This is a genomic window from Micromonospora sp. NBRC 110038, from assembly GCF_020884815.1.
Lineage (GTDB): Bacteria > Actinomycetota > Actinomycetes > Mycobacteriales > Micromonosporaceae > Micromonospora > Micromonospora haikouensis.
The window spans coordinates 199,239-213,230 of the sequence record NZ_BBOL01000008.1 but is presented as its reverse complement, the minus strand read 5'-3'; the positions used below and the strand labels follow the sequence as shown (position 1 = coordinate 213,230).

The 13,992-nt window shown below is 76.0% G+C and carries 14 protein-coding genes and 1 riboswitch; of the genes, 11 read left to right on the top strand and 3 right to left on the bottom strand.

Annotated elements, in window-relative coordinates; translation table 11 throughout:
• Nucleotides 1-7: 7 nt before the first annotated feature.
• The 5 genes from LPU61_RS25045 to LPU61_RS25025 are packed head-to-tail and all read left to right on the top strand — an operon-like array spanning nucleotide 8 to nucleotide 4,089.
• Complete coding sequence (locus LPU61_RS25045; RefSeq protein ID WP_228986886.1) at nucleotides 8-769, top strand: carbohydrate ABC transporter permease; 762 nt, start codon at nucleotides 8-10, stop codon at nucleotides 767-769.
• On the top strand, nucleotides 766-1,383 hold the full coding sequence (locus LPU61_RS25040; protein ID WP_229406337.1) for a hypothetical protein: 618 nt from the start codon (nucleotides 766-768) through the stop codon (nucleotides 1,381-1,383). Before LPU61_RS25045 ends, LPU61_RS25040 begins: the two co-directional genes overlap by 4 nt.
• On the top strand, nucleotides 1,380-2,288 hold the full coding sequence (locus LPU61_RS25035) for a PmoA family protein (RefSeq protein WP_229406336.1): 909 nt from the start codon (nucleotides 1,380-1,382) through the stop codon (nucleotides 2,286-2,288). Before LPU61_RS25040 ends, LPU61_RS25035 begins: the two co-directional genes overlap by 4 nt.
• A complete protein-coding gene (locus tag LPU61_RS25030; protein ID WP_229406335.1) occupies nucleotides 2,285-3,478 on the top strand; it encodes a sugar kinase in 1,194 nt (397 codons plus the stop codon). Before LPU61_RS25035 ends, LPU61_RS25030 begins: the two co-directional genes overlap by 4 nt.
• A complete protein-coding gene (locus LPU61_RS25025) occupies nucleotides 3,475-4,089 on the top strand; it encodes a bifunctional 4-hydroxy-2-oxoglutarate aldolase/2-dehydro-3-deoxy-phosphogluconate aldolase (RefSeq protein ID WP_176734152.1) in 615 nt (204 codons plus the stop codon). Before LPU61_RS25030 ends, LPU61_RS25025 begins: the two co-directional genes overlap by 4 nt.
• Nucleotides 4,090-4,322: 233 nt before the next feature.
• Here LPU61_RS25025 and LPU61_RS25020 read toward each other — a convergent pair whose 3' ends face one another.
• Complete coding sequence (locus LPU61_RS25020) at nucleotides 4,323-5,339, bottom strand: LacI family DNA-binding transcriptional regulator (RefSeq protein ID WP_043963406.1); 1,017 nt, start codon at nucleotides 5,337-5,339, stop codon at nucleotides 4,323-4,325.
• Between the two features lie 192 nt (nucleotides 5,340-5,531).
• Between LPU61_RS25020 and LPU61_RS25015 the strand changes: the two genes are divergently transcribed.
• From LPU61_RS25015 to LPU61_RS24995, 5 genes are all read left to right on the top strand, one after another.
• A complete protein-coding gene (locus tag LPU61_RS25015) occupies nucleotides 5,532-6,683 on the top strand; it encodes a Gfo/Idh/MocA family protein (RefSeq protein WP_043963407.1) in 1,152 nt (383 codons plus the stop codon).
• On the top strand, nucleotides 6,680-7,831 hold the full coding sequence (locus LPU61_RS25010; RefSeq protein WP_052503803.1) for a dihydrodipicolinate synthase family protein: 1,152 nt from the start codon (nucleotides 6,680-6,682) through the stop codon (nucleotides 7,829-7,831). Before LPU61_RS25015 ends, LPU61_RS25010 begins: the two co-directional genes overlap by 4 nt.
• Nucleotides 7,832-7,944: 113 nt before the next feature.
• Nucleotides 7,945-8,742, top strand: coding sequence for a sugar phosphate isomerase/epimerase (locus LPU61_RS25005; RefSeq protein ID WP_229406395.1), 798 nt, complete (start codon nucleotides 7,945-7,947; stop codon nucleotides 8,740-8,742).
• A gap of 67 nt (nucleotides 8,743-8,809) precedes the next feature.
• A complete protein-coding gene (locus LPU61_RS25000) occupies nucleotides 8,810-9,958 on the top strand; it encodes an aromatic acid exporter family protein (RefSeq protein WP_229406334.1) in 1,149 nt (382 codons plus the stop codon).
• A gap of 130 nt (nucleotides 9,959-10,088) precedes the next feature.
• Nucleotides 10,089-11,342 (top strand): MFS transporter, encoded by a 1,254-nt coding sequence (locus tag LPU61_RS24995; protein ID WP_043963409.1) that lies wholly within the window; start codon nucleotides 10,089-10,091, stop codon nucleotides 11,340-11,342.
• Between the two features lie 362 nt (nucleotides 11,343-11,704).
• Here LPU61_RS24995 and LPU61_RS24990 read toward each other — a convergent pair whose 3' ends face one another.
• Complete coding sequence (locus LPU61_RS24990) at nucleotides 11,705-12,457, bottom strand: hypothetical protein (RefSeq protein WP_043963411.1); 753 nt, start codon at nucleotides 12,455-12,457, stop codon at nucleotides 11,705-11,707.
• A gap of 112 nt (nucleotides 12,458-12,569) precedes the next feature.
• On the opposite strand from LPU61_RS24990, the gene LPU61_RS24985 reads away from it, so the two are divergent.
• Nucleotides 12,570-12,905, top strand: coding sequence for a hypothetical protein (locus LPU61_RS24985; protein ID WP_043963412.1), 336 nt, complete (start codon nucleotides 12,570-12,572; stop codon nucleotides 12,903-12,905).
• A 59-nt stretch (nucleotides 12,906-12,964) separates the two neighbouring features.
• Here LPU61_RS24985 and cpt read toward each other — a convergent pair whose 3' ends face one another.
• Nucleotides 12,965-13,498, bottom strand: a complete 534-nt coding sequence (cpt, locus tag LPU61_RS24980; protein WP_043963414.1) for a chloramphenicol phosphotransferase CPT — start codon at nucleotides 13,496-13,498, stop codon at nucleotides 12,965-12,967.
• Between the two features lie 261 nt (nucleotides 13,499-13,759).
• Nucleotides 13,760-13,889, top strand: a riboswitch (cobalamin riboswitch).
• The last annotated feature ends 103 nt before the right edge of the window (nucleotides 13,890-13,992 follow it).

Sequence of the window (13,992 nt, the reverse complement as noted above, 5' to 3'; positions counted from 1 at the left end):
GTTCTGGATGATCGGCACCTCGGTCAAGAGCCAGGAGGAGATCGTCAGCAACATCGGCCTGCTGCCGAAGGAGTTCACCCCCGGCAACTACGTCGACGGGTGGACCAACTTCGACCTCAGCTTCGGCCGGTTCTTCCTCAACAGCGCGATGGTCAGCCTGCTGACCGTCGTCGGCAACGCGGTCTCCTGCCTGCTCGCCGCGTACGCTTTCGCCCGCCTGCGGTTCCGGCTGCGCGGGATGTGGTTCGCGATCATGATCGGCACCCTGCTCCTGCCGGGGCACGTGCTGATCGTGCCGCAGTACATCCTGTTCCGCAGCCTCGGGCTGGTCGGCGGCGAGTGGCCGTACCTGCCGCTGCTGATCCCGCAGTTCCTGGCGACCGAGGCGTTCTTCGTCTTCCTGATGGTGCAGTTCATGCGGGGCATCCCGCGCGAGCTGGACGAGGCCGCGAAGATCGACGGGGCCAGCGCGTTCGGCATCTTCCGGCACGTCATCCTGCCGCTGAGCCGCCCCGCGCTGGTGACCACCGCGATCTTCTCGTTCATCTGGACGTGGAACGACTTCTTCCGGCAGCTGGTCTTCCTGTCCAGCCTGGAGGACTACACGGTGCCGGTGGCGCTGACCCTGTTCATCGACTCGACCAGCCAGAGCGCGGTCGGCCCGATGTTCGCCATGTCGGTGCTGTCCCTGCTGCCGGTGTTCCTGTTCTTCCTGGCCTTCCAGCGGATGCTCGTCGAGGGCATCAACACCAGCGGCCTCAAGGGATGAGCGCCGTGCCGCAGGACGCGCCGGCCCGCCGCGACTGGCGGGACGTGCTCCGCGACGCCGCCGACCTGGCCCTGGTCGGGTTCGCGCTGGTGGTGGGCGCGCTGCCGGTGGTCACCGCCGGCGCCGCGCTCGCCACCGCCAGCGCCGCCGTGCACGACCGGATCACCGACGGCGGCTGGCCCGACGCCCGGACCACGCTGCGCCGGTACGTGCGGGGGTTGCCGGCCGGCGTGCCGGTCACCCTCGCCGTGCTGGCCGGCGCGGTCATGCTCGGGGCGGACCTGGCCGCGCTGGCCACCGGCCGGGTCCCCGGCGGGGCGCCCGCGCTGCTGGTCACCGGCGTCGTCACGGCGGCCCTGGCCGGATACGCCGGTCTCGTCGTCGTCGAGGTCGGGCGGGCCGGCGGGCGGGGCTGGCGGGCCGCGGCCCGCGCCGCCGCCCGCTCCTGCCTGGCCCGGCCGGGCGGCTGGGCGGCGGCCAGCGGCGTGTGCTGCGTGGCCGGCGTCCTGACCGCGCTGGTCATCCCGGTCGCGCTGCCGATCCTCGCCGGGTACGCTCTCGCCGCCCTGCATGCGGTCGCCCGCCGCCCTGCCGTCGCCGTGGAGCCCTCGTGACCGACCAGCACCCCCGCCCCCGCGCCGACGACGCGGGCCCCGGCAGCCCCGACGACCCCCGGCTGCGCGTCGGCGGCGTCGAGGTGGCCCGCTACGTGCTCGCCCCCGACCTCGACGCCACGCACGGCCCCCGCCCCTACCTGCACCCGGTGCGGACGCTGGGCGGGACGGTGGTGACCGACGAGCTGCCCGCCGACCACGTCTGGCACCTCGGGGCGTCCCTGGCCGTGCAGGACGTCGCCGGCACCAACCTCTGGGGCGGGCGCACCTACGTGCGCGACGCCGGCTACACCTGGCGCGACGACCACGGCCGGATCGTCCACACCGGATGGGACGAACGCGCCGACGACGCGCTGGCCCACCGGCTCCAGTGGCGCGACCCGGCCGGCGCGGTGCTGCTCACCGAACGCCGCCGCCTCGCCGCCGCCCCGGTGCCCGGCCACCCCGACGCCTGGCGGCTGGACCTGCGGTACGCCCTGACCGCCCCCGCCGACCGGGACGTCCCCCTCGGCAGCCCCGCCACCAACGGCCGCCCCGGCGGCGCCGGCTACGGAGGGTTCTTCTGGCGGGCGGTCGCCGCCGAGCCGCCGCACGCCTTCACCGCCTCCGCCGACGGGGAGGAGCACGTCAACGGCAGCGCCGAACCGTGGGTCGCCTTGACCGGCACCGGGCCGGGCGGCGGCGCGTACACCCTGGTCTTCACGGGCCTGGGGCCCGGCGACCGGTGGTTCGTGCGGACGGCGATGTACCCGGGGGTCTGCGTGGCGTTCGCCTTCGAGACCCCGGCCGTGGTGCCCGCCGGCGGCAGCCGGCACGGCCGGCACGGCGTCGTCGTGGCCGACGGGGTCCTCGACCGCGACGCGGCCGCCGCCCTGGCCGCCACCGAAGCGGCGGTACGGGCGTGACGGGCGGGCCCGGCCCCGAGGTGGTCACCGTCGGCGAGACCATGGTGGTCATGTCGCCGACCGACGCCGCGCCGCTGGAGCGCGCCGACCGGCTCCGGCTCGGCGTCGGCGGCGCGGAGTCCAACCTGGCCATCGGCCTGGCCGGGCTCGGCCACCGGGTAGCCTGGGTCAGCCGGGTCGGCGACGACCCGTTCGGGCGGATGGTGCTGCGCGAGGTCGCCGGCGGGGGCGTCGACGTCGACTCGGTCGCGCTCGACCCCGACGCGCCGACCGGCGTCTACTTCAAGGACCCCCGGCCGGAGGCCACCGGCGTGCACTACTACCGGGCCGGCTCGGCCGCGTCCCGGCTCGGCCCCGGGGCGCTGGACGACCCGCGCCTGGCCGGCGCGCGGCTGCTGCACCTGTCCGGCATCACTCCGGTGCTGTCGGAGTCCTGCCGCGCCCTCGTGGCGCACGCGGTCGACGACCGGCCGCTGCGCGGCGCGCTGGTCAGCTTCGACGTCAACCACCGGCCCCGGCTCTGGCCCGCCGACCGGGCCGCCGACGTGCTGCGCGACCTCGCCGACCGGGCCGACATCGTCCTCGTCGGGCTGGACGAGGCCGAGCGGCTGTGGGGGACCGCCGACCCGCAGGCGGTACGCCGGCTGCTGCCCCGCCCCGCGACGGTGGTCGTCAAGGACGGGGCCGTCGGCGCGACGGCGCTGCCGCGCACCGGGCCGGCGGTGTTCGTGCCGGCGCTGCGCGCGCCGGTGGTGGAACCGGTCGGGGCGGGGGACGCCTTCGCCGCCGGCTACCTCTCCGCCGTGCTGCGCGGGCTGGACCACGCCGCCGCGCTGCGTTGCGGCCACGTCGTCGCGGTCCGGGCTCTCGCGGTGCCCGGCGACTGCGCGCCCCCGCCTCGGCGGCGGGACCTCGACGGGGTCGTGGCCCTGACCGCCGACGGGTGGGCGGCGCTCGACCCGGTGGCGGCCGGCCTGCTCGACGGCCTGGCCGACGGATCCGCTGACGGCGGTGACCTCGCTGACGGCGGCTACCTGGTTGGCGGCTTGGCCGACGGCGGTGGCTTGGCCGGCGGTGGTGACCTGGCCGGCGACCTGGCCGACGGCGGCGGGACGGCCGTCGCCGAGGACGGGGGCGCACACGTGGGGACCGGCGCGGCCGGCCCCGGAAACGGAAGGGGCAGCCGGTGACGGCGCACGACTTCGCACCGATCTTCGCTGGCGCGCGGGTCATGGTGATCCTCCGCGACCTGCCGCCGCAGGAGACGGTCCGGCTCGCCAACCGGGCCTGGGACCTCGGCATCGACGTGGTGGAGGTGCCGGTACGCACCCCCGAGGCGGTGACCGCGCTGCGCGCGGCCGTGGAGGCGGGGCGGGAGCGGGACCGGATCGTCGGGGCGGGCACCGTGTTCACCCCGGCGCAGGTCCGGCAGTCCGCGTCGGCCGGCGCGGCGTTCACCGTCGCGCCCGGGCTCGACCTCGCGGTGGCCGACGTGGCCCTGACCTACGGGATCCCGCACCTGCCCGGGGTGGCCACCCCGACCGAGGCGCAGCGCGCCCGCGACCACGGGTTGACCTGGCTGAAGGCGTTCCCGGCGGTGAGCCTCGGGCCGCAGTGGTTCAAGGCCGTCGCCGGGCCGCTGCCCGAGCTGCGCTTCGTCGCCACCGGCGGCATCGACGCCGGCAACGCGGCCGACTTCCTGGCGGCCGGCGTCAAGGTGGTGGCGGTCGGGTCGGCCCTGTCCGATCCCGCCCAGATCGACCGCCTCGCGGAGCTGGCCCGGGGCGACCGGGCGGCCTGACCGCCCGGCGTGGCGCGCGGCGGCGGCCTTCGGCGGCGGCCCTCGGCGGCGGCCCTCGGCCGAGGCAGCCACCCTGACCGGGCGGGGCGGGTTGATCGACTCCATGCCGGCGACATGGCGGTATCCCGGCGAGTTGATCGCGCGATGTCGCCGACATGGCGGCCGGGCCTGAGCCGACCGGGGCGCGGCGGGCCGGCCTGAGCCCCGCCCGGGGCGCGGCGGGCCGGGCCGGGTCAGGCCGGGGCCGGGCCGGTGCTGTCCCGGCGGACCAGCTCCGCCGGCAGGGTCTCGACGCGAGGGCTCCCGCTGGTCGGGTCGAGGGCGAGGGCCATCGCCCGCACCCCCATCTCGACCAGGGGCAGCCGCACCGTGGTCAGCGTGGGAGTGACGTCGGCGGCGATCGGCATGTCGTCGAAGCCGAGGACGGACACGTCCTCGGGCACGCGCACGCCGCGCGTCCGCAGCAGGGCGAGCGCCCCGACGGCCATCGAGTCGTTCAGCGCCACGATCGCGGTGGGCGCGGGGCTGGTGTCCAGCAGCTCGGCCGTGGCCCGGGCCCCGCCGTCGCGGTCGAAGTCGGCGTACCGGATGCGTTCGTCGGGCAGTTCGACGCCCTGCTCGGCGAGCGCCCGCCGCAGCCCGGTCAGCCGGTCGGTGATGGTGGTGAGCACCCGGGGGCCGGCGACCACGCCGACGCGCCGGTGCCCGAGGCGCAGCAGCTCCCGGCCGATCAGCTCGCCGCCGGTCGCGTTGGCCGGCATCACTGCGTCGCCGAAGTGGTCGTGCCGGCCGATCACCGCGACCCGACCGCCCGTCGCCTCGTACGCGGCGAGCTTCTCGTTGAGCATCGTGGTGAACGCGGCGTCGTGGTAGCCGGACCCGGCGAGCACGATCGCGGCCACCTGCTGGCCGCGCAGCAGCTCCACGTACTCCAGCTCGCGGACGGGGTCGCGGTAGCTGTTGCAGATGATCAGCAGGCGGCCCCGTTCGGTGGCGACCCGTTGCAGGCCCCGGGTCACCTCGGCGAAGTACGGGTCGGAGACGTCGTGGACGACGACGCCGACCACGCTGCGCTGCGGCCGGGCCAGCAGTTGGGCGTGCGCGTTCGGCACGTACCGCAGGTCGGCGACGGCGCGCAGCACGCGTTCGCGCAGCTCGTCGGCGACCGGCTTGCTGCTGCCGTTGATCACCCGTGACGCCGTGGCGGGGGAGACCCCCGCCCGCCGCGCGACATCGGCCAGCGTCGCCATCCGCCGCCCCTCATGGTCCGCCCGCGCGGCCGGACCCCGCGCGGTCGCGGACAGGTTACCGCAGTCGCAACGGAAAGCCCTTGCCCTGCGGGGCGGCGGCCCCCTACGCTCCCAGGAAAGCGCTTGCCTGGCGCGACGGCCGTCCCTGCCCGCCGGGCGGGTGCCGGCCGCCCGAAGAGAGGGAAGAGAATCATGAGCCGTAGGCCGATAGGGATCATCGTCAATGGCGTCACCGGCCGGATGGGCTACCGCCAGCACCTCGTCCGTTCGCTGCTCGCCATCCGCGAGGAGGGCGGGGTGCCGCTGGCCGACGGCACCCGCATCTGGCCCGAGCTGATCCTGGTGGGGCGCAACGAGAGCCGGCTGCGCGACATCGCCGAGCGGCACGGGCTCACCGACTGGACGACCGACCTCACCGCCGCCCTCGCCCGCGACGACGTCGACGTCTACTTCGACGCCCAGCTCACCCAGCAGCGGGAGAAGGCCGTCCGCCAGGCCATCGACGCCGGCAAGCACATCTACACCGAGAAGCCCCTGGCCGAGGACAGCGCCGCCGCCGTCGAGCTGGCCCGCGCCGCCGACGCCGCCGGCATCCGCACCGGCGTGGTGCAGGACAAGCTGTTCCTGCCCGGCCTGCGTAAGCTCAAGCGCCTCATCGACGGCGGCTTCTTCGGCCGCATCCTCTCCGTACGCGGCGAGTTCGGCTACTGGGTCTTCGAGGGCGACTGGCAGCCCGCCCAGCGCCCGTCCTGGAACTACCGCGCCGAGGACGGCGGCGGCATCGTGATGGACATGTTCCCGCACTGGCACTACGTGCTGGAGGAGCTGTTCGCTCCGGTCCGCGCCGTCACCTGCGTCAACGCCACCCACATCCCGCGCCGCGTCGACGAGGCCGGCCGCGCCTACCCGGCCACCGCCGACGACGCCGCGTACGGCATCTTCGAGCTCGAAGGCGGGATCATCGCCCAGCTCAACTCGTCGTGGGCCGTCCGGGTACACCGCGACGAGCTGGTCGAGTTCCAGGTCGACGGCACCGAGGGCAGCGCCGTCGCCGGCCTGCGCAACTGTCGCGTGCAGCACCGCTCGGTCACCCCGAAGCCGGTGTGGAACCCGGACCTGCCCTCCGGGGAGAGCTTCCGGTCCCAGTGGAGCGAGGTGCCGGACAACGACGAGTTCGACAACGGCTTCAAGGTGCAGTGGGAGGCGTTCCTGCGGCACGTGGTGGCCGGCGAGCCGTTCCCGTGGGACTTCATGGCCGGCGCGCGCGGCGTGCAGCTCGCCGAGCTGGGCCTGCGCTCCGCCCGCGAGCACCGCCGCCTCGAGATCCCGGAGCTGGGCCGATGAGTGGCGACGTCGTCCTTCCCGACGGCACCCGGCACCGGCTCACCGGCAGCGGCGGCTTCCCCCGCCCCGCCGCCCCGGCGGCCTCCCGCATCGCGTACGCCGCCGCGCACGTGGTGGCCGACCCGCGCGCCGAGAACGTCCCCGGCGCTCCGGCTGCCGTCGACTGGGACCGCACCCTCGCCTTCCGGCGCCACCTGTGGTCGTACGGGCTCGGGGTCGCCGAGGCCATGGACACCGCGCAGCGCGGCATGGGCCTGGACTACCCGGCGACCCGCGAGCTGATCCGGCGCAGCGCCGCCGAGGCCCGCGCGGCCGGCGGCCGGATCGTCGCCGGGGTCGCCACCGACCAGCTCCCCGTCGGCCCGGCCAGCATCGCGCAGATCCGCGACGCCTACGCCGAGCAGCTCGCCGAGGTGCTCTCCGCCGGGGCCCGGCCGGTGCTGATGTGCAGCCGGCACCTCGCCGCCGCCGCCCGGGGCCCCGAGGACTACCAGCAGGTGTACGCCCACCTGTTGGCCGCCTCCGACCAGCCGGTCGTGCTGCACTGGCTCGGCGACATGTTCGACCCGGCGCTGACCGGCTACTGGGGCTCGGCCGACCTGGACCTCGCCGCCGACGCCGTGCTGGACCTGATCAAGGATCACGCCGGGAAGGTCGACGGGATCAAGGTGTCCCTGCTCGACGCCGACCGGGAGGTCGCGCTGCGCCGCCGGCTGCCCGCCGGGGTACGCCTCTACACCGGCGACGACTTCCACTATCCGGAGCTGATCCGGGGCGACGAGGCGGGCCACTCCGACGCGCTGCTCGGGGTGTTCGCCGCCATCGCGCCGGCCGCCGCCGCCGCGCTGGCCGCCCTCGACGCCGGCGACCTCACGACGTACGACGAGGTCTTCGCCCCGACCGTGCCGCTGGCCCGGCACCTGTTCGCGGCCCCGACCTGGCACTACAAGACCGGCATCGTGTTCCTGGCCTGGCTGACCGGCCACCAGGACCACTTCACCATGGTCGGCGGCCAGCAGGCGGGCCGGTCGCCGGCCCACCTGGCCCGGCTGCTCGTCCTGGCCGACGCGGCCGGGCTGCTGCCCGACGCCGAGCTGGCCGCCGCGCGGGCCCGGGCCTACTTCACGGTCGCCGGGGTGCCCCAGTGACCGCCGTGGACGGGCCGGAGCTGGCCACGACGGGCGGGCCGGCGACGCGCACGGCCGACGGGCCGGCCGCGACCGCCGTGGACGGGCCGGCGGGCGACCGGTTCGGTGGTCGGCTGGCCCGGTTCTCGTTCAACCAGGCCACCGCCACCGGTTGGGGCCTGGAGGAACTGGTCGCCGGCTGCGTGGCGGCCGGGGTGCCGGGCGTCGGGCTCTGGCGGGAGCCGGTGCGCGAATACGGCGTCGAGCGGGCGGCGCGGCTGGTCCGCGAGGCGGGACTGGCCGTCACCTCGCTGTGCCGGGGCGGGTTCTTCACGGCCGACGGCTGGCGCGACGAGAACCTGCGGGCGATCGAGGAGGCCGCCACCCTCGGCACCCGCGAGCTGGTGCTGGTCTCCGGGGGCCTCCCGGCCGGCAGCCGCGACGTCGACGCCGCCCGCGAGCGGGTCGCCGACGCGATCGGCGAGCTGGTGCCGCACGCCGAGTCGGCCGGGGTGCGGCTGGCCATCGAGCCGCTGCACCCGATGTTCTGCGCCGACCGGTGCGTGATCTCCACCCTCGGCCAGGCCCTCGACATCGCCGAGCGGTACGACCCGGGCGCGGTCGGGGTGGTGGTCGACACGTACCACCTGTGGTGGGACGACACCGTGTTCCGGCAGATCGCCCGCGCGGGGGACCGGATCGCCGCGTTTCAGGTGGCGGACTGGATCACCCCGCTGCCGGAGGGCGTGCTGCTGGGCCGGGCGCTGCCCGGCGAGGGCTGCATCGACATGCGCCGGTTCCGCGACGCGGTCGACGCGGCCGGCTACCGGGGGGCGATCGAGGTGGAGGTCTTCCACGCCGACCTCTGGGCCCGCCCCGGCCCGGAGATCCTCGCCGCCGCGATCACGGCCCACCTCACCCACGTGGCCTGACCCGCCGCGCGCCCCGACCCGGGCCCGGGTCGGGGCGCGCGGCGGGGCCGGAGCACCATGGGCGGTGGTGCGACGGGCAGGGGAGGCGGCCATGGTGCGGTGGAGCTGGTTCCGGGAGGCCGCCGGGCGGGTTCGGCAGGGCTGGCTGCCGGTGGTGGAGGGGACGGTCGCTGCCACGGTGGCCTGGGTGCTGGCCACCCGGCTGGTCGGGCACCCGCAGCCGTTCTTCGCCCCGGCCGCCGCGCTGATCGTCCTCGGACAGGCCCGGGGCCAGCGGATGCGCCGGGCGGTGGAGGTGGTGCTCGGCGTCGCCGCCGGGGTGCTCGTCGCCGACGTCGTGGTGCAGGCCCTCGGGCCGCGCACCAGCTGGACGGTCTTCACGGTCATCCTGCTCACCATCGTGCTGGCCGTGGCGGTCGGTGCGAGCAGCGTCTCCGTGGTGCAGGCCGCCGTCTCCGCGCTCTACCTCGTGGTGGTCGCCCCGCCGACGGAGTCGCTGATCCCGTTCCGGTTCGTCGACGCGCTGATCGGCGGGGTGGTGGCCCTCGTGGCCAGCCAGCTCGTCGACGCCCGCCGCCCGCTCGCCCCGCTGGTCGCCGAGTTCCGGCAGACCTTCGAGGATCTCGCCGGGCTGCTGCGCGAGGTCGCCGACGCCCTCGACGGCCGCGACGAGCAGGCCGCCCTGGCCGCCCTGGACCGGGCGCGGGGCATGGACGCCGCCGTGGAGCGGCTGCGCGGCGCGGTGCTCGCCGCCGGGGAGGCGCTGACCCTGCACGTACGCCGCCGTCGGCACCTGGGCCGGCTGCGTACCGTCGACGCGTCCATCGGGCAGATCGACTACGCCGTGCGCAACGTGCGGGTGCTGGCCCGGGCCGGGGTGACCCTCACCCGGCAGGCGACCCCCGTGCCGGCCGACCTCGGCGGGGCGGTCCGCTGCCTCGCCGACGCCGTGCAGGCGGCCGGGGAGGCGTTCGCCGCCGACCTCGACGGTCGCGATGCCGCCGCCGACGAGCACGCCGGCCGCGCCGAGACCGCCGCGCTGGACGCGGTCCGGGGCGCCGGGCGGCTCTTCGCCTCCGGCCAGCCGCTGCCGCTGGCGATGATCGTGGGTCAGGTGCGGGCCACCGCGATCGACCTGCTGCGCGGGGTCGGCGTGGACGACGACGCCGCCGTGCTCGGCCGGGTCGACGAGGCCCTCGGCCTACCGGCCGTGTGACCCCGGCACCCGCCGCCTTCCGGTAGTGGGTCGGTCCGGATGACGGTAAGGGGCGGGGGTCATGATCGGTGCTGTCGCGCCAGGGTGTCCAATGGGCGGTCGACGCCCGTAGAACCGAGAGGAACTCGCCGTGAGCAGCACCGACGCACCGCCCGCCGAGCCGGAGGCCGGTCGGGCCGGCGCGCAACGCGCGGTACTGTCCGCCCGCAACGGCGTGGCGACCGTGTTCGCCCTGAACGGGCTCGCGATCGCCACCTGGTTCGCCCGGGTGCCGGCGGCCCGGGAGGCGCTGGACCTCAGCGCCGGAGGGCTCGGCCTGCTGCTGCTGTCGATGTCGGTGGGCTCGCTGCTGGCCATGCCGACCGCCGGGCTGGTGGCCCAGCGCCTCGGCACCGCCCGCGCGGTGCTCCTCGGCACCGCGCTGGTCTCGGGCGGGTTGGCCGTCGCCGGCACGTCCGCCGGAGCCGCCGGGTTCCTACCCGGGGCCGCCGTCGGCCTGTTCGCCTTCGGCTACGGCGCCGGCACCTGCGACGTGGCGATGAACATCGAGGGTACGACGGTCGAGCGGCGGCTGGGGCGTACCATCCTGCCCCGGTTCCACGCGGCCTGGAGCCTCGGGTCGGTGGCCGGGGCGGGGATCGGCGCCGGTGCCGCGCGGGTCGGGGTGCCCATCGCCGCGCACCTGAGCGTCCTCGCGGTGGTGGTGATGGTCGGCACGCTGCTCGGGGTCCGGACGTTCCTCCCCAGCGCAGGCACCGCGCCGGCCGGCGGGGAGAGGGCCGCCGCCTCGGCCCGGCGCGCGTCGCTGCTCGCCGCCTGGCGGGAGCCGCGCACGCTGCTCATCGGCCTGCTGGTGCTGGTGATGGCGTTCACCGAGGGCAGCGCCAACGACTGGCTGGCCGTGGCCTTCGTCGACGGGTACGGGCTCAGCGAGGCGGCCGGCGCCGCCGTGTTCGGGGTGTTCGTGGTCGGCATGACCATCGGGCGCACCGCCGGAACGGTGGCGATCGACCGCTGGGGTCGGGTGCCGGTGCTGTTCGGCACCATCCTGCTCGCCGTCGTGGGTGCCGGTCTCGCGGTGCTGGCCGGCGGCGGGCCGGTGGCCATCGTCGGCGTCGCACTGTGGGGGCTGGGCGCGTCGCTCGGCTTCCCGGTGGGGCTCAGCGCCGCCGCCGACGAGGAGGCCGGGGCGCCGGCCCGGGTCAGCGTGGTCGGGGTGATCGGCTACACGGCCTTCCTCGGCGGCCCGCCGCTGCTCGGCCTGCTCGGCGATCACGTGGGCACCCTGCGGGCGCTGCTGTTGGTGCCGCTGCTCCTGGTGCCCGCCCTCGCCCTGGTTCCGGTGCTCCGGCCGCCGGCCGGCACGCGCAGCCGCCCGGCCTAGCCCGACCCACGGGGGACCTCTGGCCACCGCCTGCCGGTCACGCGCTCGGCTGCCGGAGCGGCCCGTTCCTCAGCCGCCCGTCGTCACGCAGCGTGATCTTGTTGGTCATCGCGGCCATCGGAGGGCACCCACCGATCGGAGCGCTTTGCTCTGCACCCACATACGCAGCGCTCGCGCAGCGTGACCACGTCGGCGCGTCGCCATTCATCCGTGATCTCCTATTCGGCCAGCTCGACCGGGGTGATGCGTCGGTGGGCGCAGAGCAAAGGGGCGAGTGCGGGTGGGAGGGGTGAAAACTGTGGTGACGCAGGGTCAGGCGAGTGGACGGGCGCGCACGCCCGCGTGGTGATTGCGCAGAGTGGTCAGCCGGTGGCGGGTTCCGGGTCGCGGTGGCGGTCCGGGCGCAGCCAGACGCGCAGCGGACCGACCCGCCGGAAACCCGCCTCCTCGGCCGGCGGCAGGCCGCCGCCGGACTCGTAGCCGACCAGCGGCCGGCCCGGGCGGGCGGCCACGACGCCGCGCCACACCCCGGCGAGATCCCCGTCGGCGGCGAAGACGTTGGAGACCCCGACCGCCGGGCCGCAGTCGGTGAGCACGGCGCCTGCGGTGACCGCGCCGTCGCCCGCGCGCCGGGCGAGGATCGTCACCCGCGGGTCGGCCAGCAGCGCCGGCCGGCGCAGGGCCTCGCTGCCGGCTGCGGCGGACCAGGCGGCCAGCCCCCGCGCCGACGTGACCGGAGCCAGCGCCGTCGGGCCCGCCCCAGGCAGCGCGGCGAGCGGCGTGCCGGGCGACGCGACGAGCGGTGTCGCGGGCGGCCCGGCGGGCGGGCGGTGGATCCACGAGGCCGCGAAGAGCACCCGGAAGCCGTGCGGGGCGAGGTCCAGGTCGGCGAAGCTGTCCTTCACCGACGCGCCGGGCCCGGCGTCGATCCGGGCCAGCAGTCGGGCGGCGTCCACGCCGGGGCGCAGCGTCACCGCGTCCGGATACCACGGTGGGGAACGGCGGGGCACCGACCAGGCGTCCGCGTCGCGCGCTCCCGCGAGGCCGTGGGCCCGGCCGACCAGGTCGCACCAGTCGGCGTTGTCCCGCGCCGCCACCGCCCGCCACGCCACCACCGGGCGAGTGTACGGGGAGGCCGGGCGGGGTCAGCTTCCTCTCATCCCGCGTCCAGCAGGCTGCCAGGCGGGGATGGTCCACTGGAGCGTACGCCGAGGAGAGGAGCCGGGCATGGGCTGGTTCAGCCGCCGCCGACCCGCCGCCGACGGAACCCCGACGAAGCTCGACCGCGAGGCGACGCCGGACGACCTCGCCGCCCTGGAGGCGTTCGTCCGCAGCCGCCGGGGGGTGGAGTTCTATCTGGAACCGGAGACCACCGCGACCGACACGACGGTGATGGCGATCGCCCACGACGGAGAGTGGATCCGTCGGCGGACCGGGTCGCCGCGGGCCGCCGCGAAGATCGCCCAACGGCACGCCGTGCCCTTGTACGAGGCCGCGCGCACCGGATACCCGGAGCGCATGCGGGCCTGGAACCGGGCGCACCCGGAGCGCCGGGCGCACTGACCCGCCGGGCCGGCGCACGGACCCGCGTCGGCGCGCACCGGCCCGCCGCGCGGCGTCGCTCAGCGCACGTGCGCGGCGATGGCGCGCGCGCAGTCGAGCGACTCGGTGCGGCCGGTGTCGACCTCGACGTCGTAGTGGACGCCCTCGTGCACGGTCTCGGCCTGCGTCGCCGCCATCCCGATCACCCGGTCGCCCCGGGCGATCTCCCGGCCCGCCGCGACGGCCGGGGCACACCGCACCCCGGCCCACAGCACCTCGAGACCGGTCAGGTAGCCGCGGAGGCGCTCCTGGGACGCGCCGCCACCGAGGAAGACCTCGTCCAGGACGATCCGGGCTCCGGCGCCCGCCATCGCGGCGATGCCGACCAGCCAGGCGTGCTGCACGGCGAGGAAGTCCTCCCCGACGTCGACCTCGCCCCGCCGGCCGAAGCTCAGCCCGGCGGGGGAACCCAGCATGGCCGGCGGCAGCCGGTCGATCAGGTCGTCCACGCCGAAACTGATCCACGGGTGCGGCAGGACGCGCTGGAGGCACCGGACGATCGCGGACTTGCCCGAGCTGGAGCCGCCGTTGAGCACGATGACCTGCGTCGCCACCTGATCGGATTCCCTTCGGGCAACTCCCGTCCCGCGCGAGCGGGTGATGATCGGAATCAGCCTAACCAATCCGGGGGTCGGTCGGCGGGAAAAGACGCGCGGAGCGACCCGGAGCCATCGGCGTACGACATTTGCTTTTTCCGCATCCGATTCCTTGAGCCATTGTCGTCACTCGATGTCGAGCGGGGGTGGGAGTGGCCGGGAGCCCGGCGTTGACCGGCGGCGGTCGGGTGTGGCAGCATTCGCGGCCTGACGGCAGTGAAGGAAGCCGGTGCGATTCCGGCGCGGTCCCGCCACTGTCACCGGGGAGCGATCCCCCCTCGTGAGTCACGGCCGTGTGTCTGCGGTTGGAAGGCCGGGGGAGAGCGTCGATCCGGGAGCCAGGATACTTCGGCCGTCGGAGCGACCCCAGGGCGTGGACACCCGAGGAGGACCCGATGACGCACGGCGTCTCGCACATCGACGACCATCGTCGCCGCCTGCTGGCGCGCGGC

What these genes read in the sequence shown, in the direction of transcription:
- LPU61_RS24985 (WP_043963412.1), top strand. Translation starts at nt 12,570, where the DNA reads ATGGGCTGGTTCAGCCGCCGCCGACCCGCCGCCGACGGAACCCCGACG.
- LPU61_RS25015 (WP_043963407.1), top strand. Translation starts at nt 5,532, where the DNA reads ATGAGCCGTAGGCCGATAGGGATCATCGTCAATGGCGTCACCGGCCGG.
- LPU61_RS25045 (WP_228986886.1), top strand. Translation starts at nt 8, where the DNA reads ATGATCGGCACCTCGGTCAAGAGCCAGGAGGAGATCGTCAGCAACATC.
- LPU61_RS25020 (WP_043963406.1), bottom strand. Translation starts at nt 5,339, where the DNA reads ATGGCGACGCTGGCCGATGTCGCGCGGCGGGCGGGGGTCTCCCCCGCC.
- LPU61_RS25010 (WP_052503803.1), top strand. Translation starts at nt 6,680, where the DNA reads ATGAGTGGCGACGTCGTCCTTCCCGACGGCACCCGGCACCGGCTCACC.
- LPU61_RS25040 (WP_229406337.1), top strand. Translation starts at nt 766, where the DNA reads ATGAGCGCCGTGCCGCAGGACGCGCCGGCCCGCCGCGACTGGCGGGAC.